The 23327-nt window shown below is 39.2% G+C and carries 23 protein-coding genes and 1 pseudogene; 1 reads left to right on the top strand and 23 read right to left on the bottom strand.

Translation table 11 applies throughout. The features are described from left to right. Positions 1-63: 63 nt before the first annotated feature. From MHH52_RS14660 to MHH52_RS14645, 4 genes are all read right to left on the bottom strand, one after another. Complete coding sequence (locus MHH52_RS14660) at positions 64-495, bottom strand: hypothetical protein (protein WP_340003342.1); 432 nt, start codon at positions 493-495, stop codon at positions 64-66. 143 nt (positions 496-638) lie between these two features. Continuing rightward, entirely contained in the window at positions 639-1133 is a 495-nt protein-coding gene (locus tag MHH52_RS14655) for an imm68 putative immunity domain-containing protein (RefSeq protein WP_340003341.1), read from the bottom strand. A 197-nt stretch (positions 1134-1330) separates the two neighbouring features. Further along, positions 1331-2254: a hypothetical protein gene (locus MHH52_RS14650; protein ID WP_340003340.1), complete on the bottom strand. Its 924-nt coding sequence runs from the start codon at positions 2252-2254 to the stop codon at positions 1331-1333. 111 nt (positions 2255-2365) lie between these two features. Then, on the bottom strand, positions 2366-3133 hold the full coding sequence (locus tag MHH52_RS14645; RefSeq protein WP_340003339.1) for an Imm51 family immunity protein: 768 nt from the start codon (positions 3131-3133) through the stop codon (positions 2366-2368). A 120-nt stretch (positions 3134-3253) separates the two neighbouring features. Here MHH52_RS14645 and MHH52_RS14640 point away from each other — a divergent pair, with 120 nt between their 5' ends. Continuing rightward, positions 3254-4276, top strand: a complete 1023-nt coding sequence (locus MHH52_RS14640; RefSeq protein ID WP_340003338.1) for a hypothetical protein — start codon at positions 3254-3256, stop codon at positions 4274-4276. Between the two features lie 275 nt (positions 4277-4551). Here the strand turns inward: MHH52_RS14640 and MHH52_RS14635 are convergent, their stop codons facing one another. From MHH52_RS14635 to MHH52_RS14545, 19 genes and pseudogenes are all read right to left on the bottom strand, one after another. After that, positions 4552-4812 carry an IS3 family transposase gene (locus MHH52_RS14635; RefSeq protein WP_340009651.1) on the bottom strand — a complete coding sequence of 87 codons (261 nt, stop codon included), beginning with the start codon at positions 4810-4812 and terminating at the stop codon, positions 4552-4554. A gap of 422 nt (positions 4813-5234) precedes the next feature. Then, positions 5235-5663: a hypothetical protein gene (locus MHH52_RS14630; protein WP_313641923.1), complete on the bottom strand. Its 429-nt coding sequence runs from the start codon at positions 5661-5663 to the stop codon at positions 5235-5237. A 293-nt stretch (positions 5664-5956) separates the two neighbouring features. Continuing rightward, positions 5957-6286: a DUF5713 family protein gene (locus MHH52_RS14625; protein ID WP_340009649.1), complete on the bottom strand. Its 330-nt coding sequence runs from the start codon at positions 6284-6286 to the stop codon at positions 5957-5959. Between the two features lie 561 nt (positions 6287-6847). Beyond that, positions 6848-7162, bottom strand: a complete 315-nt coding sequence (locus tag MHH52_RS14620; RefSeq protein ID WP_340003337.1) for a hypothetical protein — start codon at positions 7160-7162, stop codon at positions 6848-6850. A 173-nt stretch (positions 7163-7335) separates the two neighbouring features. After that, positions 7336-7881 (bottom strand): DUF2004 domain-containing protein, encoded by a 546-nt coding sequence (locus tag MHH52_RS14615; RefSeq protein ID WP_340003336.1) that lies wholly within the window; start codon positions 7879-7881, stop codon positions 7336-7338. Positions 7882-8617: 736 nt separating this feature from the next. Next, a pseudogene (locus MHH52_RS14610) lies at positions 8618-9126 on the bottom strand (hypothetical protein). 491 nt (positions 9127-9617) lie between these two features. Continuing rightward, complete coding sequence (locus MHH52_RS14605) at positions 9618-9971, bottom strand: hypothetical protein (protein ID WP_340003335.1); 354 nt, start codon at positions 9969-9971, stop codon at positions 9618-9620. A 107-nt stretch (positions 9972-10078) separates the two neighbouring features. Next, positions 10079-10522 carry an SMI1/KNR4 family protein gene (locus tag MHH52_RS14600; protein WP_340003334.1) on the bottom strand — a complete coding sequence of 148 codons (444 nt, stop codon included), beginning with the start codon at positions 10520-10522 and terminating at the stop codon, positions 10079-10081. An 89-nt stretch (positions 10523-10611) separates the two neighbouring features. Further along, a complete protein-coding gene (locus MHH52_RS14595) occupies positions 10612-11181 on the bottom strand; it encodes a hypothetical protein (RefSeq protein WP_340003333.1) in 570 nt (189 codons plus the stop codon). Positions 11182-11771: 590 nt separating this feature from the next. After that, positions 11772-12845: a hypothetical protein gene (locus tag MHH52_RS14590; protein WP_340003332.1), complete on the bottom strand. Its 1074-nt coding sequence runs from the start codon at positions 12843-12845 to the stop codon at positions 11772-11774. Positions 12846-13356: 511 nt separating this feature from the next. Next, positions 13357-13536 (bottom strand): hypothetical protein, encoded by a 180-nt coding sequence (locus MHH52_RS14585; protein ID WP_340003331.1) that lies wholly within the window; start codon positions 13534-13536, stop codon positions 13357-13359. Between the two features lie 17 nt (positions 13537-13553). Next, positions 13554-13889, bottom strand: a complete 336-nt coding sequence (locus MHH52_RS14580) for a hypothetical protein (protein ID WP_340003330.1) — start codon at positions 13887-13889, stop codon at positions 13554-13556. 214 nt (positions 13890-14103) lie between these two features. After that, entirely contained in the window at positions 14104-14430 is a 327-nt protein-coding gene (locus tag MHH52_RS14575) for a DUF5713 family protein (protein ID WP_340003329.1), read from the bottom strand. 751 nt (positions 14431-15181) lie between these two features. Then, positions 15182-16216 carry a hypothetical protein gene (locus MHH52_RS14570; protein ID WP_340003328.1) on the bottom strand — a complete coding sequence of 345 codons (1035 nt, stop codon included), beginning with the start codon at positions 16214-16216 and terminating at the stop codon, positions 15182-15184. 656 nt (positions 16217-16872) lie between these two features. Then, positions 16873-17739: an NmrA family NAD(P)-binding protein gene (locus MHH52_RS14565; protein ID WP_340003327.1), complete on the bottom strand. Its 867-nt coding sequence runs from the start codon at positions 17737-17739 to the stop codon at positions 16873-16875. A gap of 3 nt (positions 17740-17742) precedes the next feature. Beyond that, positions 17743-18246, bottom strand: a complete 504-nt coding sequence (locus MHH52_RS14560; RefSeq protein WP_340003326.1) for a hypothetical protein — start codon at positions 18244-18246, stop codon at positions 17743-17745. 107 nt (positions 18247-18353) lie between these two features. Further along, a complete protein-coding gene (locus MHH52_RS14555; RefSeq protein ID WP_340003325.1) occupies positions 18354-18917 on the bottom strand; it encodes a MarR family transcriptional regulator in 564 nt (187 codons plus the stop codon). 212 nt (positions 18918-19129) lie between these two features. After that, positions 19130-19258 carry a DUF6254 family protein gene (locus MHH52_RS14550; protein ID WP_313638730.1) on the bottom strand — a complete coding sequence of 43 codons (129 nt, stop codon included), beginning with the start codon at positions 19256-19258 and terminating at the stop codon, positions 19130-19132. Positions 19259-19669: 411 nt separating this feature from the next. After that, positions 19670-23107, bottom strand: coding sequence for a discoidin domain-containing protein (locus tag MHH52_RS14545; RefSeq protein ID WP_340003324.1), 3438 nt, complete (start codon positions 23105-23107; stop codon positions 19670-19672). Positions 23108-23327: the final 220 nt, after the last annotated feature.

The following is a 23327-nucleotide window of genomic DNA, read 5'->3' as shown; positions in this document are numbered from 1 at the left end:
GACTGTCGCTGTTTTATTGAACTATAGTTCTCTGTTAGTTCAATGATCATTTTAAATATATACTTACAGGTCAAATATAGGCGGAATAATTCGATCAAAGTCTCTATGTACAAGTGCAAATTTATCGTCTGAACCCCACAACGGTTTAGAAAATGAAATAACCTCATTCTCTCCTCGAGGGGTAAACTCGACTGAAACTTCCACATTAATTTCATGAATTATCACATCAGAATTTTTGTCGAAATAACTATCTTTTGCTAACTCGTGATCTTCATCTACGTCATAATAAAGGGATGAAGTAGTTCCTCTGATATGTAGCAAATTAAATTGATCAATATTCCAAATAAATTTTTCAACAATATTTTCACATGGGTGGGTAAAGTATAACCAGCCCTCACCACTTGGCAGGAAAACAACTAATATGTCTTCCATGGCACCTGGAGCATATAAATTATCAACTGACCACAATCCGGTTATTCTTTTTTCTAGAGTCATTTTAACCCCTCCCTTATCGGTACACTATTCATAATTTCCCGTTAAAATACATACCTTGAATAAGACTGGCAGCTGTCTAATGAGTTATCGTTCATTGTTAGCAAAATAATAAATTTTAAAGGACTATATCCTGAAAACCTACTTCATACAAATAACAGCTCATCAGCGATCATTTTTGCCTTATCCGCAAGCTCCATCATATCATCGGGCGGAACAAGCTTGGCTAAATCGTAGGACAGCGGATTACTGGAAAACTTGTTCAATTCATCCCGAAACAGGTTTCTTTTTTCTTCGGAGGCATCCATATAAAGTTTGTGCGGCTGCCTAGCCTCATCCAAATCATGCAAATCGACAAACCCTGATTTAAGACACTCCAACACAATGGCTGAAAGATCGATTAGAGCACCGCAGGCAATATCAAGTTCTACCCGAAACATGCCGTTAGCGCTTCTCATATCAAATCCAATATTACCGCCGTTTTTCAAGTCTCCCTCGGAAAGCAAAACATCGAAACCCAAGTCCTTTAAAATCTGATTGAGCGTCACATCCGTTACGTCCAATTGTTCCAAATAGTCTATTAATGCCAACGAATCATCGGAACCGCCAATTAAATCTCCCCACCATTTGCTTATGTACATGTTCATCTCCACTTTCTTTTAGGCATTCTAATTTTCCAAATAAGATAGTTTCATTAAATAAGAGGTTATTGGCTTTAACAACGCTTAATCCCTCAAAAGCATCGACGGTCAAGAAGCACCTCACGAATATATTCTGCAAATGGGATATCAAAAACCGGACTCAGTTAATTCATTATGATATGAAAATATGTAAACAGCTACTTGTTGAGGACTAATAAGTTATTTAATTTAGTAATCGTTTCCTTAGAAACTTTTTTACTGTAAAGGTCTTCATTTTGCTTCCAATATAGTAATGTCTTTTTCATAGAGATGGCGAACTCAGGATAAGCAAGATTGTAATGGACTCCAATGCCAACTGTAGCAAGTAGGCATTGGGTGTATTTTGGGAGCTCGCCCACAATTGTGAAGAACATATCGTTATACTCAAAATAAGAAACACGCTCTTTAGCATGATCATAGCTCAACGGATAGGTAGAAATGCGGGCAGTCTTACCCTCAAAGGCTGCATACTTGTTTGCCTCTCCCCATACTCCCTCCCAGCTGAAGTTGGTCAGGCGAGAGGCTAGAAAATCGTTATAATCGGGTTCAGAGTGCTGTTCAATATCGGTGAATGCTATGCGCATTGAACCTCGGTTACGATAAAAGGCGCTGTCGATAATGATAATGCCGCCGTATAAGCCACTGGGATATTGAAAAGTAAGGCAGCTGCCATTGTGATAATCACTTTCAACTTGCGTAGGTGGCTTGACCCTCTTTTTTGCTATGCTTTTGGGTACGCTAATTTTGGCGATAAATGTATGTAAATACTTTTTTCGCTGGTTAATAAAATGTGCATTTGCTCCAAGCTGTTCACAGACAGTAAAGTCACTCCCACTCTCAATGATCTGAGCGACTTGCTCTAACAGCGAATCCTCTAAGGATTTCGTTTCCCAAAGGCAGTAGGACAACGCAAATAATACATTGTTTCTATCATCTGTATTATTTAAGCTATAAGTAAATTTCTCTTGTAACTCGCTTACAATTTGAGTAACTTCAGAACCCCGATTGTACTGATCATAGAAATATTCCTTGATCTCACACGAGGTGTCATTACCAAAAACCTCAGCACTCCATGTTCCCATACGCTCAACACCTCTAGAAAGTTATATGCTACTGTAAGGCTTCTACTACCGATAATCGGGTAATGTCATTTCGATGCAACAGAGGATAGTGGTGTACCTTGATATTTCCAATCAATCTAATACAGCTCGTGAAAATAGGTCTTTCATTAATGAGTCATCTTCACATGCTTCCTTAAAGGCGATTGCAAAACTAAGTATGGCTTCTTTATTGTCTGTATAAATGCAGAACGTATCGGCTTCCGGGTCAAATCGTATAATATCAACTAAGTGAGGCATTTTTTCTTCAAGAAACACGGCTGCTAATGAACCCCAATCATAGCCATTGCCTTCACATCCTTCTTCGGCTCGTGTTTGAAAAATTTCATGCTTATATTTGCCAACACCTAAAATCATTGATATGCTTCCATTATTATGCGCAACTAGCCCAAATGGGTTTATTTTTTCTTCAACTTCTAACAAACGGGGGTCAGTCCCAATCCTCATCCCCTTTTCAACGTTTACTATATGGATGGTTTCATTTCCTGCTCTAGCAGCGGCGTTGCGGCTCATTTCTAAAAACGTCCTGCCATGTGAATCTTCAGGATCTAGTGCTACAGCTTGTTCAAAAGCAACGATCGCTTCCTTATACTGTTCAAGGTAATAATAAGCATATCCTATTCGGAAATGCCAAAGAGGGTCGTGCTCGCCTTGCTCTTGCACAGATAAAAAATATTGGATAGCTTCATTATAATTTTCTTGATTATTCAATGCTCTTGCCAAAAGGCAAACTAAGTCATAGTCCCTGTCTACCTCGGGTATATCCATAATTTTGTTAATGATTTTCGCATGCTGGCTCTTGTTATGCCAAAGAGTGAGCTGTTTCAATAAATCCTTATCCATCTTTGTATCATCTCCTCTTACTTTAATCAAAAAATGATTGCCATATATTAGAATAACCCATATGATCTATGAAGTTCAATCAATTGCAATTATCTGAGAAATGAAGCGAGGGGTAAACTTATGAGTGAAGAGTGGATACATGCTATGCATGGTGTGCCTTGGACGCCTAAAAAAATGAAAGCAGCTGTTGAAAAACTAAGGCGACGAGCTACGATCAGTTTTGCTTTTGATTCAGATACATTGGCGGATTTAGTAAAATTAGATGAAATGGTCCTATCCCATCGTCCTGATCTTATTTTGCACATATGGAGTTACAGAAATAAAGGGGATTATTCAGTTGAAATGCTAGACATCTTAGCTGGATTGAAAAACGTAACTGCCTTGCATCTAAGCATGAAACAAAAGCAAGATTTACATAACCTACAGACGCTAAAAAACGTGGAATTTTTGAGAATTGATTCTGACCAAACACTTTCTATCGATTTTATAAGCAGTTTTCAAAAACTTCAGCACTTGCAATTAAGTGGAAAATTCGATGATTTGTCTCCCATAGGAAACTGTAAAAATCTTAGCAGCATAATCCTTCAGTGTACAGTTGAACAATTGAACTTTGTCAAAGAGATCCCCATAGAATATCTCCTTATCGATAACTGTAACGTGAATTGTGATCTGGATGTACTCAACGTTCGAACCTTGAAGATGTTAGAGCTATCATCCATTGCAAAACTAGAGGATGTTTCCTTCTTGAGTAGATTCGAGAATTTGGAGTTTTTGAGTTTGTCTTTATCCAGAGTGGAGAAGCTATGCGATTTTTCTGCTATGGATAACTTGAAACAATTAGAACTGAAAAACATGAAATCGCTGATAGAGATAGATGTCTTAAAAACTGCATCAAATCTGGAAATTTTAGAGTTGGAGGAAATAAATACGAAGATCAAGGCGGAAGCGTTTGATTTTTTATCTGACATGCCTAAGCTGAAACAGTTGGATTTTCAATATATTGATTTTAACAAGAAACGCATAGAAATCATGCAAAAAAAATGGATTGATTCAGGTAAACAGGACATTTTAATGGATTGTATTCCAAAGGAAAAAAGACAAAGAAAGATGAATTCGATTCATCTTTCTCGTATATTGATGTAGTTTGCTTTTCATGAGAATACACCTCGAAAATGGGTAGTAACAGAAGGTAGACATAAAGGCAAAGATATTTGGAAAGGCCATTGCAATGTAATTCAAGAAAACGGATATTTCATTTGATAAAGATTAATTAAAGAGCCTGTTTAAAAAGCCCATAAAATTGGATAAAAAACAAAAATGCACCTATGCGAAAAATGGTAAAATGGAAGTAACCACACGACCCTATAACCAATAACGCGGTGCATTAACACACTCGGTTTTGACGCGGAACTCATCGCTTATATCGATGTGTAGGTAATATCTGCTACCCACTTACGGTTTGGGGCTTCTGCTTTGAATTCACGATCTAGCACATTGTCATAGACGGGAAGGTTATGTTTGGAGTTGGTGGTTGCCTTATTCTTTTTAACCGTACGGGATCTCAGCTCTAGTTCCTTCATGATACGTGATAAGGTTTTCCCCGACACGTGAAAGTCTTGTTGTTCCAGCACTTCTTTGATTTTTCGGCTACCATAAAGTCGACGAGAATCTAGAAAAATTCGGCGAATCCTTTACTCCATCTTTTTCCGGTCTTTACTACGTTTGGTTTCCTTATTTTTGTTTTCTCGCCAAGTATAGTAGACGCTTCGTGAAATTTCAAAAACAGAGCACATCTTCGCGACACGGAGCTTGAAGCGATGATCATGAATGAAGGAATAGATCAGCGCCGGTCTTTTACGAAGTCGTGCATCGCCTTTTTTAAAATTTCGTTTTCTTCTTCCAGATCTCGAATCCGCTTCTGCAGATCGCGAGATGTCTGGTCATCTGGTTTTCATCTGTACCGTTTGTAATTTGAACTCATTATCATATGTTTTTTTCATCTTAGACACCTCGAACGGATTTGGTTTTATTCTCCCATTCTCGGTTCTCCGTATCCACTTTCTAGTCTAGCTGCAGATTGATTCACCGTCTTTTAAAAGCATTAAGCCATCTTACTTATCTGAGCTTCATATTGCTTCCTGTCGAACACAAATGGCTTCAATATATCATAATTCCAATACCCAGCTGCTGAATCAAGACTTCTATTAGGTTGTTCAAATTCACTCCAGATGACTTTATCATCCATAATAGTTATCTTAACATTGAAATCCCAACAACCTGGACTTCCACAAACACATTCTAATATAGAGACTTTCTCATCATAGAGATACCATTTGTCTGGTTCGTCAAGGAAATGTCTAGATGGAAAAAACACTACACTTTGTGGAAGCCCTCTATATTCTCCTGCTATTTTAGCATTGAATGGGAGCTCAATTTCCCTAAGTATTTGAACTAATCTTTTGTCGTTGATATAGATATCAACAAATTCTGATTCATCAACTTTTGTTAATACTAGCTTGATTTTGTCCAAGTAAGAATACCTCCTAAATTTCTCTTTTATTAAATCATAATTATTCCTCAGCATAATTAGTGGACAGAACTTTCCAGTATTCCCAAGCTTCTAAGTAGCCTTGATTTCAATTTGTAATTCGGTATGCTCATTTTTCGAATCCCTCTGCTTCCCGACTTTGAAAAATTTCTTTTTTATAAGTACCAACATTCAACTCTTCGATCATTTGAAAATATGAATGCGTCTGATCCTAGTTATACTTAAATTCATATTTTCCAGCAATGTACTCATTAGCGTTATATTTCCCCAACAAACTACCAATCACGTTCACGAATGGCTACTTCTGTTTCTATTTCGATACCAAAAAAGGCTAAAATATCTTCAACAGTTTGTGCAATTGATTCTCTGGCAACTGTTTCAATTTCGCTGTCATTTTCGTCAAACTCTTCTGCAAGATCATTGATTGCATGGATGGCGAAATCAAGCTTTGATTGAATTTCTTCGATATCTTGATTTCCTTGTTCCAAAAATTCAACAACTTTAACTAGTTCAGCTTTGACTTTATCCACAAGAAAATTAGGGTAGTATCCATCAATGTACATATCTTTTAAATATTCAAATGACGCACCACCATTATCTTGCATGCTTAGCTCAAATGGTTTAGTTTTGTCTGCAACATTTACTTTACCTCGGCTCCAATCTAATAATGTCAAAGTATCGCTATCTTCTGGATCTAGCTTATCTGTAATTTCAAATTCTCTTAATGCTTCCTCATATTGTTCTAGATAATAGTAGGAATAGCCCACGCGAAAATGCCAAAGAGGGTCATCCTCACCTAGTTTTGCAATACTCAAAAGCTGTTGAAGTGCTTCATCATAACGTTCCAGGTTATTCATAGCTCTTGCCATTAAACTGACCGTATTATAATCTCTATCTGATTGGGGAATTTCCATAATTCTATCTATTATTTTTTCATGTTCATCTTCTTCATGCCAAATAATAAGTTGTGCGAAAGGGTCTTTTTCCATCACTCTGCCTCTTTTCGTATGTAAATTTTCCATATATTTTCCTAATTTCCCTTAAATCAACTATCACCATTACTATATCATCATTTTGTGAATTAAGGATATTATTCTATGAATGACCTATTTTTACACGTATGTCAGCAGATGGTCAGAGATTTGCTACTCCTCTTAATATAAATTCTAAGAATCAGGATAAATTTTACGATATTCCTCATCGTCTTTCGTTTTAGTCCAAATACCATATTTCCAACTGATTTCACCATTTTTCAATTTTGTTACTACATCTTCTTCATATTTTTCATAGTTGAAGGATTCATCCATATCGATACGAATATCTAAAGTGTGATGTTCATCACACAACAAATCACTAAGGTCGTCTACTCTATCTACAAGTATGACTTTATAAGTAACCGTGTCACCTTCAGCAATAAAACGACCTTTTTTTGTTTTCGTAAGGTAAACGAATGCCAAAAACTTTTTCCATCTTACAAACAAGTTTTCCGAATAAATCATCTTCAAGCAAAACAATACTTAATATTTTTTTCATAACGCTAAACCTCCTTCCATTACGCTCAAAATATAAAAATAAATACAAAATTGACTGTCCAGATACGCTACAGATATACCATTAATTTATTTTGCTTTTTTAGGCTCTTAGATTCTTGATCTTAACTTTCATGGCTAATAGTCAATATGTTTTCGTTCGCATCCAAATAGACAACAATCAACTGATCCGTATACTCTGGGTCAAAAGTAAAATCCATAATGAATATCTGTTTTTTTAGTTCTTTTTCAAAGTTACTTCCCAACCAACCTTCGCCCAAGCTGCTTCCCAAGCTTTTTAGCATAAGTAGGTCAACCATCTCCAGTTCACTTAATGTTTCAGGTTGCTCCATCCCAAACATTACTTTTAAGCTTTCATCATCCATTTCTAATAGATGAAAAGCAAAGAAATCATGAAGCAACTTATAACTAGGGTCTTTTGTATTTTGAATAATATCTCTTAGATGCGCCCGAGCCTTGTTTACCAACTCATCCATGTGATCTAGTGCATGGGAAACACGAGCGATATCGCTCTCATTTTGTGTAATTTTTTCCGACACATTAAAATAAACCTGGATCTTGTTATCAGGCATTAGGTTATCTATCCAAATAGATTCGCCGGGTGTGTACTCTAGACTAGGAAATTTCGTGCTTGGTATTTGTTTCATCATTTAGTTGGCTCCTTTAATCTTTCTGATCAATTAGGGGTCCCACCAGCAAAACGCGGATTAACAACGTAAAGAGGGAATTTACCCAAAGAACAACTGTTATTATCACGTTAAATGGTCCTGCCGTACTGAAAAGCCTTGCCTATCCTTCATTTTTAGTCATCAACTAAATCGATGTGTCAGCTTGAGCTATACTTCAACCTGATGTCATACTACAGACTTAAAATCGTCTAGATAGGGTCGTTTTCACCTTTTTCTGACGCCTCATTCACCGACTCTATGAGCCTATCTGGACACATTGACGGCTTAATGTTGTAAATACGCGTTTTGTTGACTGTACCCCTATCTCGATTGAAACGAAACAGGAAATTCTTCGTGCATACTAGGAGGTGTCCGTCTAAAATAGAATATTTCCTAACGGAAACATTGAGGGGATAGTCCATGTGTTCACTACACTACTATCGGGCTATCTTTTTTTTCTTTAGCTTTCTAATGGCTTGCCTTGTACCTTCAACCCTTGAGACCATTTCTTTTTCGCAATACTCATCAAGAATTTCAAGAGTCCCTTAAGTAATAATCTTAAACTTAGGAATAAAAAGATGATAGACGATTTACAAAGATAACTATCCAATCATTAAGATCTACATTCTATTAAATTCATATCCACTACAAGTAGAAAGGAAAAAAAGACCACATTACCGATGTCGATTACGTAATGTGGTGTATTTCATGGGTTAATTTAGAAGTTTATTTCTTTCCAGTCACTCTCACTTATTTTTTCATATGTTATAAAACCTTCAGTTGAAACCCTTTTTTCAAGCATCCTGCTAACCTCGTGTTTAGTACAATCCTTCTCCATATAAATTTCATCTTGTAAAAATAATATAAATATGGAACTGGATGCATCGTTATTCACCAAATAGAAACCCAATAATTCGTTATATTGAGTGCTAAAAAACAAACCTATATACTCTATTTTGAGTTTAATATTTTCCTTGCATTCAATTAATCCTTCATAACTATCAAATAAATTAAAATCATCCAAATCGTAAATTCTATTCATTGAGATTAGCGGATTCATACCTCTTATATACAAGCCTATGACATCACCATTATCTTTCTCAAGAAAAAGGACATGGTCTAATCTCTCATTATCATCCTCATCGTGTAAATAAATAATACTTGAGATTTCTTTTTGCACAAAAAAAAATCAAACTTTTTCGCAAAAGATAATATATAATTATTCATTTCCATCCTCACTCTCTAATCAAATCTAAGTCGGATATTTACTTACTTGATAAACGACCTCCTTTTTTTTATCTCGATTAACTAAAACAACTGCATCACCCTTAACATAAGCATCTACAGAGTTGATTGTATTCCAATCAAAGGATTTCGAATTAGTGCGATTTCTGGGTCATTTACAATTGATAAAATGAACTTCTTCATCCCTTCTGTATCCCCTCTAGTAACTGAAACACCTAAATCCCTTGAAGTGCGGCCCATTTTCTTTGCTGGCACAATCTCACTTCACTTTTGATATCAAAAGTCATGGATGGATGACGAAAAGAGAGAGGTTATGAATACCCTCCCAAAAAGTTAGAAAATGCTTATTTCGTGGTACTAGGATTTTATGCAAGTCATTTTAATTTGGGTGAGGTTTTCTAAGTTGATTTCAATTTGTAATTCGGTATGCTCATTAATAGCGATTAGGATTTTATCTTTAATTTCCAAGTTTTTTATAGGGTTTGAATTTTCAAAAAATATTCCCCATACCAAACGGTCTCAGCATCCGTACAAGCAATAAATCCTTCATTTCCCATTTGACCATCACCGCCATGGATTTTCCCGTCTTGATAATCAATACTGACCCATTCATCAACGATCGTCCAATAATCATCATTATACTTTGCTATGCTTTCAATGGTTGTGTCACACATGGGAGAGCAAAAAAATTCACTTTCTTTTGTGTTGGGGTCATATAGGCTGTAACAATTTAAAATTGTTACAGTGCCATTTGGAAAGACGATGCAATTAATGCCGGGCAGTTCATGCTTTTCAAGATTCCAATGTTCCGAAATACTAATATTCATAATAAATCTTCCTTTTATATCCTATTTTAATATAACGTAATTCTGTACTACGCATTACAAGCTCTGGGTCGCTGTAAGTGACATTGGAATCATAGTAATAACAACATTCACACTTCATAAAAATTATCCTCGATCAGTGCCTCGAATGAATCCGCTAATAACTCGATCTCCCCGCTATCGTGGTAACAAATGAAAACGCTTCCTGCTTTATTGATTATAATCGGATCGCCGGAACCATTCATAGAGATGACATAGCTGGTTTGTAAAACCTCTGCAAAGGGAGGCTCCTTGTATTGCTCTCGGGCCCCTAGAGTCAAATCGACAACCGTTTCGTTTCCGAGACTGGAGCCATTTGAGAATGCATATACCGCAAGACCTGCATATGCCCCCCCAAACGTCCGGATAAAATGCACATAATCCTCATGAAAGTTTACTTTCAGACGCTGCTCTGCATTAGCAATTTCCTCTTGGCTCGCCGGACTGCCTACTATTGTGCTATTATCCTCCCGATGAAGGAAAGTATTTAATCTCTTCATTAATGTATCATTCATAGGATAGTCGCCCTCCCTGCCAATTAATTCGAATTAGCTACCGTTCAAGCCCCCGCTATCGCATCCGGACTTTTTGATTATTTTCATAGTTATTCAACACTCTCAATTTTCGAAAGATTAAAGTCTTCCCAATTATCTCTTGTGTTCTGTGAATGTGGATTAGCAGGAATTATAATTTTTTCCGTTGGCAAGTAAAAATAATTCTTTTGGGTATTCTTTTGCAATCCTGAAATTTTCTTTAAGTCCCTTTGAAATGTTCGATAAAAAGATTGTATCTGTTTATTAGGATTCTTTGATATCATACGCATTTGTATAAGTTCTCGACTTTTATCGGTTTCTCTGCCGCCTTTAACTTCAATAGAATAGGAGCTTGGTGTATCATGAAAATATCCAAATTCTTTGATTTGTGTTATATCTTGTATGGGGTAGCAGGAAAAGAAAAAAGAGTTATATGCAGTATCATTAAAATAACTGGCGAACAAATCGATTTTTTTACTTTCAAAAGATGAATATTGACGTTCACCCTGTGCGTTAGCAAATATTTCGGCATATAGTTTAACTCCATGACTCAGCATTGCATTATGGCTCTCAGTAAGAAAATCCATAACAGGCATTGAAATATTAAAATAGATAGCTATACAATTTTCCTCCTCATCCAAAATATAAATTAATAGGCGTTCTTCAAGTTAAATTTTACCGCACCTAACGAATCTTAAACAGAATAAATCACTCATTCTCCATTAATTCAATGATTGAGTTTGCATGAGATTTCATTAACTTCATAAGGTTTTCTGAAACATCTTTAAGTGGATTGTCTTCACCGCATTCATGTATTAACATTTAAATCTTTCCAGATTTTCTATCAAGGATAGCGATGCTTCAGGTAGCCATATCTCCTATATATAAAACTAATCTCCCTTTAGTTTAGAAAAGGTTGCCAATCAACCTTGCATGCCAGTTCGCCCGCAGGCTCCGCACGCAAGAGCGTTAGCTATCGCGCTCGTACGTGTTACGATCAAAAAGAAGAGGTAAGAGATCAATGGACGATAGAGGTCGAAGAGTCATGCAAACGATTCAAAACTTGTTCGTACATATGGATTGTGCGAACCGCCTACTGCTTGAGGCGCTGTGAGCCGCGCCGGTGGACGAACCAGCAAGGAAGCGACGCTGTTCCTGCACGTGCTCCAAGCGGAGCGCATCTAGCTGATCCGGCTGCGCAGCGAGAGCAGCTAATCCGCTCCTTCTATTGCTACTTGAGTAGCTTGTTCTTCAGCTCCTCGGCCGTGTCAAGCTTCCAATAGCTTATTTTTAATTTCTTCTCCTGAACCAATTGTCCAACCTGTTCAAAAAGCGCTGCTCTCTTCTGGGCTGGCCAATGGGTAAATGACTGCAAATCACTAGACACATTCCAAATTGAGGTTGCATTTTCCTTTTGGGACCATTTTTTTATAAGAATCGATTCAACGTCCTCATAACCTATCCGATACAAAATACCAACATATGTCGCGCCAATTCCATCATCCAGAATCGCTCTTTTCAGAAAATACGATTGAACCTTTTGGCAACAAATTTTATTATTTAGCGGAAGCAGATCACCCAGCACATCATCAAATTCTCCAGTTACTCTTCCAACATAATAGCTCGTTTTAATAAGACCGCTTAGCTTTTTCTTCTCCGGATCAGCTGCCAAAAGTTCTATCCAGCGCACATCCAAATCCTCAAACAGCAGCGGTTTAAGTGAAAAATATGTATCATCCCTAAGCATATGACCCCAGCCAAACAAAAACGTATGCCGGTTTTGCTTAGGATCAAACTTCACCGTACCTAGCACGTTCAAAATAAAACACTGCGCCACCGGATCTTTGTAATACTGTGAAAAGGCCTCGAAAACATCGCCAGCAGGCTTGGTTAGAAGCGCAGAAGCGAAGACAGGAGACAGCCAGGCTCCCCCATATTGTTCATATAGCTTGCAAGCCAGCGCTTGCAGCCTAATATCTCCATCCATCAAAACAGAGCCAGCCAAAATCATAGGAAAGGCTTGCTCTAAAGTCATACCTTCCAACGTATCGCTTATATCAAAGGAAGAAGTATCTCTGTGGGTTAACTTTAGTACCTCGCTGTCGCGCTTAAATGATGAAACCTTCTGGATATGCTCTGCTGCAAGCTCATACACCTCGCACATTTTCTCACTCGCTTTGCCCGGCATCATGCCAAGTAAGGCAAGCAGTGTTTCATGCTCTTCCCAGCTGATCTTGCTGCCAGGCTTCTTCTCCAGAAACGTCTGCAAAAAAGCTAGCAATCGATCAGCAAGCAGATCCGACACTGTATTCGAGAATGTGTGGTTTAATATTTTTTCGCATTTTCGAGGCGACTTTAATAGCTTTTTCCAATAAGCTGCAGCCGGTTCATAATCAATCTTAGCCAGTGCCCTCTGGGCGGCAATGCATCGAAAACTAGCTGATTATAATCTGTCATTACTGCGTTCCTCCTCATCCTGACTATTTCTATTATAGTAACATGACAAATTTTGCGGATATATAGTTCTGATTTCCTTTAAAACAAACCCTACATACCCTGCCTTCTTCTACCAAATGCCGATCATGTCGGCAACCTCGTCTTCAAAAAGTTATTTGAGCCAACGTTTCATGTTAGCGTAGTATCGTAGATATGGATCGGTGACTGTATTATTTTCCTAGTCTAATGGTTTATTTTCTTTGAACACCTAGAATACTGATAATAATCCTTCCATGAAAGCACATCAACAGGAAAACCGTTAATTTGTGTTGGAACGCGACTTTGGGCATAATCTCTGCTGCTACACTCGCTCAATACTATCAGTCGCTTGATAGGACATGGACTTTGTAGAAATGATGTTCTGGTAGCATATTACTCCTGCATTTTAATTCCGACTTCATCAACACTACCACTCCACTGTAGGTAATATCATTCTCATGTTCGCCCAACAGTTGAAATACACTTTTCATTTCACGACTATGTAAAAATAATTTGGTCATCTCATACCCTCTAGTCGTTAAATAGTCAATCGTACAGGTGCCGCAGTAAACTTATTCGGACTACCTAATACCTGTATTAAATTGCCCCAAATGTGGAACTTCCAATGCTCACCTTCATTCGGGTTCACTACCCGTTGATCTTGAGTCATCATTCTACTCAGTTCTTTGAAATCGACATAATAGATTTTGCTTCCTTCTAAACGAACAGCAAGAACTGCAATGTCCGCATCGTCCAAGAGTTCTACTTGTTTTATTGTAAGGTCGAACCATCCCTTGCCGTTTGGATGGATCTTGGAGAATGGTGTGCAGACGACGACTCGCTTTAGACGAATCTTTAAGATTATCTCGACCATTAGATATTTTTAAAAACACAAACAGACCAACGGCGTCCCGTTAGTCCACTTTCGATGGATGCGCTCTCCATGTTACTCATAAACACTACTTTCTCTAGATGACTTGTGACTCTCGTAAAATAAGGCTATAACTGCGCTTTGAAGCCCCAAGTATGTAGTCGAACCAAGTTGTTTATGTGTGCTGTACTCATTAGCATTAAATTTACCCAACAAACTACCAATCACGTTCACGAATGGCTACTTCTGTATCTATTTCGATATCAAAAAAGGCTAAAATATCTTCAACAGTTTGTGCAATTGATTCTCTGGCAACTGTTTCAATTTCGCTGTCATTTTCGTCAAACTCTTCTGCAAGATCATTGATTGCATGGATGGCGAAATCAAGCTTTGATTGAATTTCTTCGATATCTTGATTTCCTTGTTCCAAAAATTCAATAACTTTAACTAGTTCAGCTTTGACTTTATCCACAAGAAAATTAGGGAAGTATCCATCAATATACATATCTTTTAAATATTTAAAGTCAGAACTTAGTTTTTTCATGAAATGATCCTCCAATAATATGACTAGAATATGGATATTTTACTGAATATACTTTTTCTACGTCAATCATAAAGAAAAGCACGTTCTATTGTTTTTTAGATAAGTATTCCTCAGATACAAAATCAGCAAGCCAAACTCCATTATTGGCAACGTAAAATTTTACGCCACTATCAAAAGCGGCTTCCCCATTCACTTCAAGGATAACCAATTCTTCTCAGTCTGTAAATAGTAACTGTTCTGGATCAATTGTTCAGTCGAAAAAATTGTGCTGATTCGATCTGTCACAGGGAAGCCGGGAGAACGAAGAGGCTTTAGGATCGATGCACCGTAACTGAAGACCCTGTAATCTAATGGGGAAATATTGTGTATGAGGTTCAATATACACTTTCTTTAACCTGAAATTCTAACTAATCTATAAATACCTCTGAGTTCCTTAGTGTATCGTACATAGCTGTTTTCCAATGATTTACTAGATTCATGTTGCAACTTATAAATTTTCGATTTAATTCTTCTTTTATAACTTGAGCAGTTGAATTTATAAAAAGCCTGATATCACAGGCTTTACTGAATACAAATTATTTAGGTTCCTTGGTGTCATTGGTTGTCATGCTCATTTCTTACCCAAAGTTCTTCTGGCGTTGAGCGAATCTCTGCTTGTCACAGCTTTTCTTTCAATTCACACAGATGTTCATTTAACGAAATTCGTTCTCCACTTTACATCCCCTTTTCAGGGTTGAATATATCTAATGAATCATAACTCCTTCATAATCGTAAATGAGCCGTCGATTCGGTTCTGGAACACAAGATGCCGCTTAATGCTACCCATGTAGTCGGATTGCAAAAATTCGTTGTTGCCGACCTGGCGCAGTCCTGAACCGTTCAGCCGAATGGCGAAAGTTCCTCCAATTTCCAAGTTTTCAGCACTTGCGGTGAAATACGCCCATCCATGCAAGATGTCCAAAGGCTCAAGTTCCCAACCAATTATTTTACGAACAATTTCATTACCCCTATTGAACAGATGAAGGAAAGTAATACCCTTCTCTTTATCACGCTCCACAAAAACGAATGAATCGGAATCAGCATCTCCCATGTAATCTGTCATATAGAAGAAATAGGTAGAGAGTTGCTCCTCCTTGTTCTTCTCAGAATCCCAATTATCATCGTTCTGCTCGATATACGTCCCGCCAGTGGGCGGCAAGGGCTGTCGCATGAGCGGAAAATAGACCTCCAACCAGTCAGTTTGTATTCCTGAGCCAATGTAATACCGATACCTTTTATCCCGCTCATCCAATATGGTCGAACTAACTCTAACTTTCGACTTCCCATCCAGCGACATCCGGTACACGCCAGGCTCGGTAGTCATGCTATTGGTGATATAATAGATGCTCTTGTTCTTGAGGAAAAATTGATCGATTCCCCCTAGGCTGGTAAGGCGTGTTAATTTCTTGGAGGGCATTTCAAACTTGTAAATATCTCCTGTCTGGTTAGTCCCATGCTTCAGAAGATACAATGTCTCGTGATTTTCATAAAGGATGTTGCTATAATTACCGGTTATGACCGGATAAGTCTTCGTCTTGTCAGGCCCGGCAACCGTCTTGTACAGCCCCACATTAGCTTTTGCCCAAAAGATTGTCAACGGTTCCAAGGGCTTTGTATAAGCAATTTTTTGGACTTTAATCTTTAATTCGGGTGCTTGTTCTAGATTTGGAGCGATTCGAGTTGCCCCGGTTAGTGTTATGGATGTCAACACAGCCACAATGAGAACAATCATCTTACGTTTAATCATTTCTATCCACTTCTCCCCAGAAAATAATTCGAACTCTCTCTCCAGTCCTTTCTTGAATTAACATAAGGAGAATCCTTGTCTCCACGACAAGAGCTAGTACTCTCCTCGTACTAATATTCGACACAAGGGATTATTTCCCTCTGCTTTTACATAATCGGTAATCCTTATATAAACCTAGGAACAAGATCTCTCCACTGTATTCATTTTATTTTAGGTATACCTTTGCAGCTAATAGTACAAGTTCTTGTCCATTTTCGGCAATGGGTACAGATAAATTGAGCAGACTGTGGTAGCCTGCTCAACATTAAGTTTTATTCAAACTCCATTACTTCATTCCTTGTAGTTGGACCAAGTTCCCTAAACCTTTGAAATAACCCATTTTCCGTGAAGTGATTTATCTCACTTGAATATTCACCCATGATAATCCAATCTAAATCGATCTAAACATGTTTCTTAATTTCGCAAATCATATCAATTGGATATTTGAAAATTCAATCTGAGTCATGTTGTTGAATTTTCGGATGGGGGCCTTGGTAATAAAAGATCAACCTTTTTGAAATGATTCCTTTTGAATTATACTTGCGTATACGCAGTTCATATAATACCAACTTAATTTTTCCTTAGCGTACGTTTTTCGCGTTTTGTTGGCGGTACCTCTACTGCAAACTTTCTACATACTCTTTCAGAAAGGCGTCTAGCGTGCGGGGTTCTCTGCCAAGCAAGCGCTTCACAGTGTCAGTAGGCCTTTCCAGCACAACCGTAGCCATAGCTTGAATTTCCACAACATGGTTCGCGATCCAAGGAGGCATGTGCCCATGCTCGATTAGATTGCGGTTTAGAGCTTGGGGTTCCATGTTGATGTAGCGTATCGGCCGATCAAGCAGGGCAGATAGTTTACCCGCGATCTGGGGATAACTGAAAATCTCCGAACCGGTAAGCGTATAGATTTGCCCCGATACCTCTCGGTTGGTCAGAACCTCTGCGGCAACATCCGCGATATCTCGACAGTCAATGAAGTTACATGGCGAATCGCCCATGGAGCCGAAGAAAACATCTTGTGTCGCAATCGTTGGTGCAAGGTTCAGTAAGTTTTGCATGAACGCATAGGGGCGCAACACGGTGTGGGTGAGACCTGAATCGCGCAGGGTTTTCTCGATTTGTTGATGCCAGCCTGCCACTGCCACTGGAGAACTCTTCTCAAAGGCAGGACTGGATATTTTGACAATGTGTTTGATTCCGGCTTCAGCAGCAATCTGAATGATCGAAGTTTCCAATTCGATTTGTCTTGGACTGTTGGACATGGCGAGGAAGAGCTGGCTACCTCCTGTAAACGCGCGGCGCAGCGATTCGGGGTCGGAAGCATCGGCCGATGCGACCTCAATAATCGACCGGCCTTTTTCTCCGATCTGATCACGCAACTTCTCAGGTTCTCTGCTCAGCGCCCTGGCCGGTACGCCAAGATCAACCAATCGTTCCAAAAGCGTACTGCCTATCGTACCTGTTGCTCCAATAATAATTATCATTTCTTATCTTCTCCCTTTGGATGATAAATTTGTTGTGACGGCAAGACGCCACCGCGACGTCACTATCGTGCTTGCTATGAATCCAGACAAGGGGAAATCGATCCAGACACGACCGACCCAAGCCAAGTGATTGCCCGGAATTATAATTCCCAGCAAACTAGATGTCGCCCATGCGGCGAATAGGCCAAATGTTGCTCCCATCAACGCAAACAGCCCAACCACAACCAAGCGAGGTGCGCCAATGATCCACCGTTTATGGCTTCCGCGGCTGCGCAACCAAAGGCCAAGCATCAAAGCTCCCAAGGCCGATGTTCCGCCGATTGTGGTCAATGCTCCTATTTGAAGCCCCCTGTCGGCAGTGATCAATCCCCCGATACCTGCCATAATAGCAGGAGCAACGTAAGCCATTACAACTTCACGCCACAATACAAAAGTCTTTGGCTTGGAACCAGCAGCCTTGGTACCATAAATGCCATCTGTCTGATTCGAGTACTTCATCTTGTTCATTTAGTTACTCCTTTCTTCTTTTAACTAGTTCGTGGTTGTTTTCAGTGAGATATAATTAGGAAGCTAATTATATAAGAGAAAAAATGGGCTAGCTTCACTAGCCCGTTCTACTCATTACTGATGTTTTCCTTTGGTTCGCATGATTCGTCCGTAAGTGCTGAGATGCCTTGTGTAACTCGACCTAGCAGGTCGAGAAATACGCTGCGGTCCTCGATATTGAGTAAGCCCACCATTGCTTCCAGCCGAGCGAAATGCTCAGGAGCCATATCACGGAGCTTCTTTGCTCCTTTTTCCGTCAAAATGACCGATCTCTGACGGCCATCTTCAGAGCTTGATCGCCGAGATACTAGGCCATCTCGCTCAAGAGTGTCGATAAGACCAGTCACTGTAGCACGTGTAACACCTAGATGCTCCGCTAATTGCGAAGGCAACTCTTCTCCTTCGTTATCTTCAAGGTCTGCCAATAAACGATATCGCCCTGTTGATAAACCGAATCTGGAGAAATGAATCTCCGCGGCATGTCCAAGCTTGGCTCCCGCTGCCATTAGCCTAGACGCGACGAGTATAGCCTGTGCGTCTATGTCTAGGTTATAGCGATCAATCTGACGCTTGGATTGTACAAGCGAGGGAATAGAGTTAATGTCATTTGTCAAATTATTATTGTTGTTCATACATATAGTATGGTCCCTAATCACTTTTGTGTCAACACATTTTTCTATCAATGCCAATGAAAACCAACGGCAGAGATCCTTAGAGTAAAGAAACGACAGGCCGAGTTGCCTCTCGTCTCTACCGTCTGCACCACGTCTCCATGCCCGTTATACAGGTAATAATAGTTCTAATGCAGAAAGACTGCCGGCAAATTTCTCCGACAGTCTTTCTCTTAAAAAGTAGTATGCTTATCTTCATATTCGCTGGACAATCCCTTAAGCGATTTGATTTTACCATGGGGATGCTGTTCTTGCTTTCGTGACTTCCAGGCAGCTTCCTTCCTTCTCTTCTGGTGAGCCATAAAAGATATCCTCCTCTGGAAATTGAGATGTATACTACTTCCTTATGATGTCATTCCTAGGCTACGTTCATTCATATAATTATTTTGTGTTTTACAGGCATAATACACTAGGGTATTTGTTTTTTTGGTACGTTCTCCTCGTATCCGTTGGCCGCCGGTGCATACTGTAGCGGCACAATCGAGTTCTCCGAACAGATTTGCACATTGTAGCCAGTTTAAGTAATAGTTCCTTTCCTTCATCGTAAAATAAACCGTCCGTTCATTGATATGTCTTTTATTTTTTCTGATCGTGACCACTTGTTTATTCTTCATCACTATTTCTTGTATTATCAAATTGAGTAAAAATTGAAAGACCACTCCGTTCATCAAAACTCAAACGAGCGTGGTCTTTTAGGGCCTTTCTAGTAATTATTAATATTGCAGTATCGCTTTGGCTACGATTGCAAGGTCTATAATATCAACCGTACCGTCATGATTTACATCCGCTTTCTCATTCCAGCCCGCTTGCCCCTGATGTGAACCGTAAACTTTCGCAACAATTGCCAAGTCTCCAATAGAGATACTTCCATCTCCATTGACATCTGCAGTTATTTTCTTGGCATCAAATATTTGAATTGCTGTTTCCATTGCAGCCTTCGCGCTATCCACCAGCTGTTGAGAAGCATTCGGATCATTTGCTATCGTAAGGGCCGTATCGATCGTCGACTGCAATATCGTTTTGGAGCCATTCGTATAAAGACCGTCCTCATTGCCTTCCACTGCTGCATTGTACTTAGCTTGAGCGCTTGTGATCAACGTATTCAAGAGAGTTTTATTTACAGGTGTACTTGCTATACTTATTTGAATCTCGTGGGAGGCTCCACCGACCTGCAGCTCATTCCCCTCTCCGTTAGCAATCACAACATGGTCAACAAAAATGGTCGTACTGGTTTCCTGAGATACGGATTTTGCCTTAAATTCAAATGATAGCAAATCGCCTTGGGCTGGCACGTCCGCACCCACACTGGCAACTATTATCCGGATTTGTCCTGGGACTTTCTCCTTCGTACTTATGACTTGGAATCCGTCCTTCAGTGATGTAACCGCTTCGAACTGTACATTCACGGGATCATAGTGTAGCGTCAAATCTTGAGCAGTTACCGATTGGTACACACTTTGCGTAACGTTGCTCAATCCCATTGTGAGATCAAATGTTTGACTAGCGGGAACCTTCTGCAGTCCAGTTAAAGTAACCTGAGACACTTGAGGTGATGGCAATACAGTCACACTTATGCTTGTTGTTAACTCTACGTTGTTCGGATTTAATACTCCGTTAGGCAAGGTTACCACTCCGCTAACTGTGAACGTCTGTCCTGTCGTTGCAGATGGAATATAGGTTGAAGTATCCACATCCCATGCCACTTTGGTTTCTAGACTTCGCTTATTGGTCAACAGTTCGACTGTTGCGGGCAAACCAAGAGCCACAGCTGTCTTCGCTGTTCCGTTGGCCACTCCAGTGATGGATGCCGGTGCTGTTATTCCTTCAAGCATCGGCACTTCATATACTTCGAATTCGGTTATGTTCGGTTCTCTCCCCCAACCGTTTGAGTCCGTTTGTGTACCTGTAATTAAAAACCTGATTTTCTGGGCTGTTACTCCAGCGAATGAGTGTGTAATAGGTTTATCTATTGTAGTCCCGCTGGCAATATCAATCCAACTGGTACCACTGTAATACTGAAGCTTATATTCCGTTGTCCGGTTCAAAAACTCACTAATAACAACCTGATTAAACGTTTTATTAGATCCAAAGTCCATCTGGAGCCATTCGTTAACACTTGTTCCGGTTCGTGGAGCCCATTTCGAAATCGTACTTCCATCATTCGCATTACTTGGTATAAAATCGTTATTCATTTGGCTTGAAGCAGTTGCTGTTGCAGTTAGGGATAGATTTACATTCGGATTTGGAATTACGGGAACATAGTTATTGCTTCTGGATATCGAAAAACCTTGCGCTGCATCTATAGTATCTGTATTCGTATACATATTAGATAGAGATATGCTCTTCGTTACCCCGTTTTGTGTAAAGGTATTTCCTTGAATAACAACATCTTTTGACCCTTGAAAATTAAGCTGCAATCCTCCTTCCTTTATAATATTATTGTTAAACTTGAAACGGTTAACACTTTTGGAATAAATACTCGTATTTCCGTTCCTTTTAAAGGTATTACCTTCAATACTGATATTACTATGGACTGTTTTATCCGGGTTCGTTGAGGAAGTGCTTGGTTCGATGCTAATTACTGAATTTCCTCCATAATTGAATCTGTTATTGCTAATCGTTACATCTTTCACCATTCCTGATTCGTACCAACTACTCGCGTCGTCAGCTATTAAAATTGCACTCATTGGTGCTCTATTAAATGTATTATTGTCAATTATAACTTTTCCTCGTGTAGTCATCAAAATACCTCTAGTCGAGAAGGATTCAAATGTTGATCCTGTAATTGTAACATTCGGAGTCCAGGTAACGTTCTCTACATAGAAGCTATTTACATTCACCGTGTTTGGAACATCTTTATCAAGAGTAAGAAGAATATTGTAATCGTCTACTCGTGTCACTCCTGTCACTGTAGCGTTGCCAGCAGCAAGCAAGCTGGACCCGTCTATAAAATCAATCGTGTCGTTAACAGCAAAGGCATCAAATCCCCAGCTCTGAGAGTGCATAAATCTTACTTTAATCTGGTTGGAAGCTGGTTTATCAACGATTCGAAGATGAGTTCCGTGAACGTTGATCGGGTCGTCATGAGCTCCGAAAAAGTTGGAATTATTGACTTTAATTTCGCCCTTACACCCGGAAAATTGCATGAAATCAGCCATAGAAGCGTTCGTACGACCACTCCCAGCTTTCGGAGCGAAATTTAAATTCTCAAAGTCAAGATTCTCACTATATTGTCCTACGATCCCAAGCCCTGGGGCGGCGTGGAAGCTTACCCCTGTCCACGTTACATCTTTGCTTCTGTAGATAACAGCGCCTTGTTCTTTTCGTATATCATTGCGAAGCTGATAAGTATATCCATTTACTGCTATTGGAGCGGAGTTAAAGTTAAATCTTACTTTTCTGTTCCCTAAATCCTGGACACTAACCACGCTGGATAAAGGGTTCGAAGTTCTCCATGTTTCTTTTGTATTGGGATTATATCCCTGAACTTGCGTGACGTTTGCATAACCGCCAGCTACCCAATTATCGATCGGATTGCCGTTACTATCAACTTCTCCAGTCCATTGAAGCATGTTGTTCGTGATTTTATACAACGAATCTGGATGAATATCTGCTTCGAAATACGTACTGCCAACTGTAGCTACGGTCAGTTCGGACATAACAGGTCGCTTAAAGTCAAAACTAATGTTATTCATATTCACATTCGTAGCGTGGTCAAACACGATAGGTGTCATTACACCGTGGAATAATAACGTTGATCCGTTACCCCGGATCGTGATGTCGTTTATATTTTTAAATAATAGCCCTATCTTTCTCCACCCACCTGGTGTTTGCGCTGCTGTTGAGGCATTTGAAATATAGTACTGAGCACTAATGGCAGATGAATCATTAAAGTTATACGTCCCTGTAGGAAAATCTAAAATTACCGGCTTGGTGGCATTTTGGGCGGCTGCAATCGCTTCATTAACCGCTGGTCCTGCGTCGTCCCCTGTGTAGTTGACGGTTATGACCGAATAGGTTACACCATCTTTGATTTCCGTCGTTTTTGTATAACTAGTAGCAGCAAAAGTTGTCGGTATGTGGAATAGACATATTATTACAAGAAGCAAGAAGGATAGAGCTATCGCATTTAAAGGTTTTAATGACATCATTTTCCACCTCTCAAAATATGTGATCGCTTCCAGTCTGGGTTTTAACACTCTTTTCGATCCCCCCATAATCTCTAAGAGTTCATTTGTTAAGCCTGCAAATAATATATTTTAGTACCGCTATAATAAACATGGAATTTTATCCTTTTTTACTTGTAAAATTAGATGAGTTATTCCATAACAGCTCAGTAAAGAAAATATTAGTAACCTCGCGACCGGGTTT

Source organism: Paenibacillus sp. FSL K6-0276 (assembly GCF_037977235.1).
GTDB lineage: Bacteria > Bacillota > Bacilli > Paenibacillales > Paenibacillaceae > Paenibacillus_AQ.
Note: the sequence above shows the minus strand (reverse complement) of the source record. Positions and strands in the feature narration are given on the sequence as shown.

Coding starts and splice junctions, on each gene's coding strand:
- MHH52_RS14660 (WP_340003342.1), bottom strand. CDS start 495: ATGACTCTAGAAAAAAGAATAACCGGATTGTGGTCAGTTGATAATTTA.
- MHH52_RS14655 (WP_340003341.1), bottom strand. CDS start 1,133: ATGTACATAAGCAAATGGTGGGGAGATTTAATTGGCGGTTCCGATGAT.
- MHH52_RS14650 (WP_340003340.1), bottom strand. CDS start 2,254: ATGGGAACATGGAGTGCTGAGGTTTTTGGTAATGACACCTCGTGTGAG.
- MHH52_RS14645 (WP_340003339.1), bottom strand. CDS start 3,133: ATGGATAAGGATTTATTGAAACAGCTCACTCTTTGGCATAACAAGAGC.
- MHH52_RS14640 (WP_340003338.1), top strand. CDS start 3,254: ATGAGTGAAGAGTGGATACATGCTATGCATGGTGTGCCTTGGACGCCT.
- MHH52_RS14625 (WP_340009649.1), bottom strand. CDS start 6,286: ATGCAAGATAATGGTGGTGCGTCATTTGAATATTTAAAAGATATGTAC.
- MHH52_RS14615 (WP_340003336.1), bottom strand. CDS start 7,881: ATGATGAAACAAATACCAAGCACGAAATTTCCTAGTCTAGAGTACACA.
- MHH52_RS14605 (WP_340003335.1), bottom strand. CDS start 9,971: ATGAATATTAGTATTTCGGAACATTGGAATCTTGAAAAGCATGAACTG.
- MHH52_RS14600 (WP_340003334.1), bottom strand. CDS start 10,522: ATGAATGATACATTAATGAAGAGATTAAATACTTTCCTTCATCGGGAG.
- MHH52_RS14585 (WP_340003331.1), bottom strand. CDS start 13,536: ATGACCAAATTATTTTTACATAGTCGTGAAATGAAAAGTGTATTTCAA.
- MHH52_RS14580 (WP_340003330.1), bottom strand. CDS start 13,889: ATGGTCGAGATAATCTTAAAGATTCGTCTAAAGCGAGTCGTCGTCTGC.
- MHH52_RS14575 (WP_340003329.1), bottom strand. CDS start 14,430: ATGAAAAAACTAAGTTCTGACTTTAAATATTTAAAAGATATGTATATT.
- MHH52_RS14570 (WP_340003328.1), bottom strand. CDS start 16,216: ATGATTAAACGTAAGATGATTGTTCTCATTGTGGCTGTGTTGACATCC.
- MHH52_RS14565 (WP_340003327.1), bottom strand. CDS start 17,739: ATGATAATTATTATTGGAGCAACAGGTACGATAGGCAGTACGCTTTTG.
- MHH52_RS14560 (WP_340003326.1), bottom strand. CDS start 18,246: ATGAACAAGATGAAGTACTCGAATCAGACAGATGGCATTTATGGTACC.
- MHH52_RS14555 (WP_340003325.1), bottom strand. CDS start 18,917: ATGAACAACAATAATAATTTGACAAATGACATTAACTCTATTCCCTCG.
- MHH52_RS14550 (WP_313638730.1), bottom strand. CDS start 19,258: ATGGCTCACCAGAAGAGAAGGAAGGAAGCTGCCTGGAAGTCACGAAAG.
- MHH52_RS14545 (WP_340003324.1), bottom strand. CDS start 23,107: ATGATGTCATTAAAACCTTTAAATGCGATAGCTCTATCCTTCTTGCTT.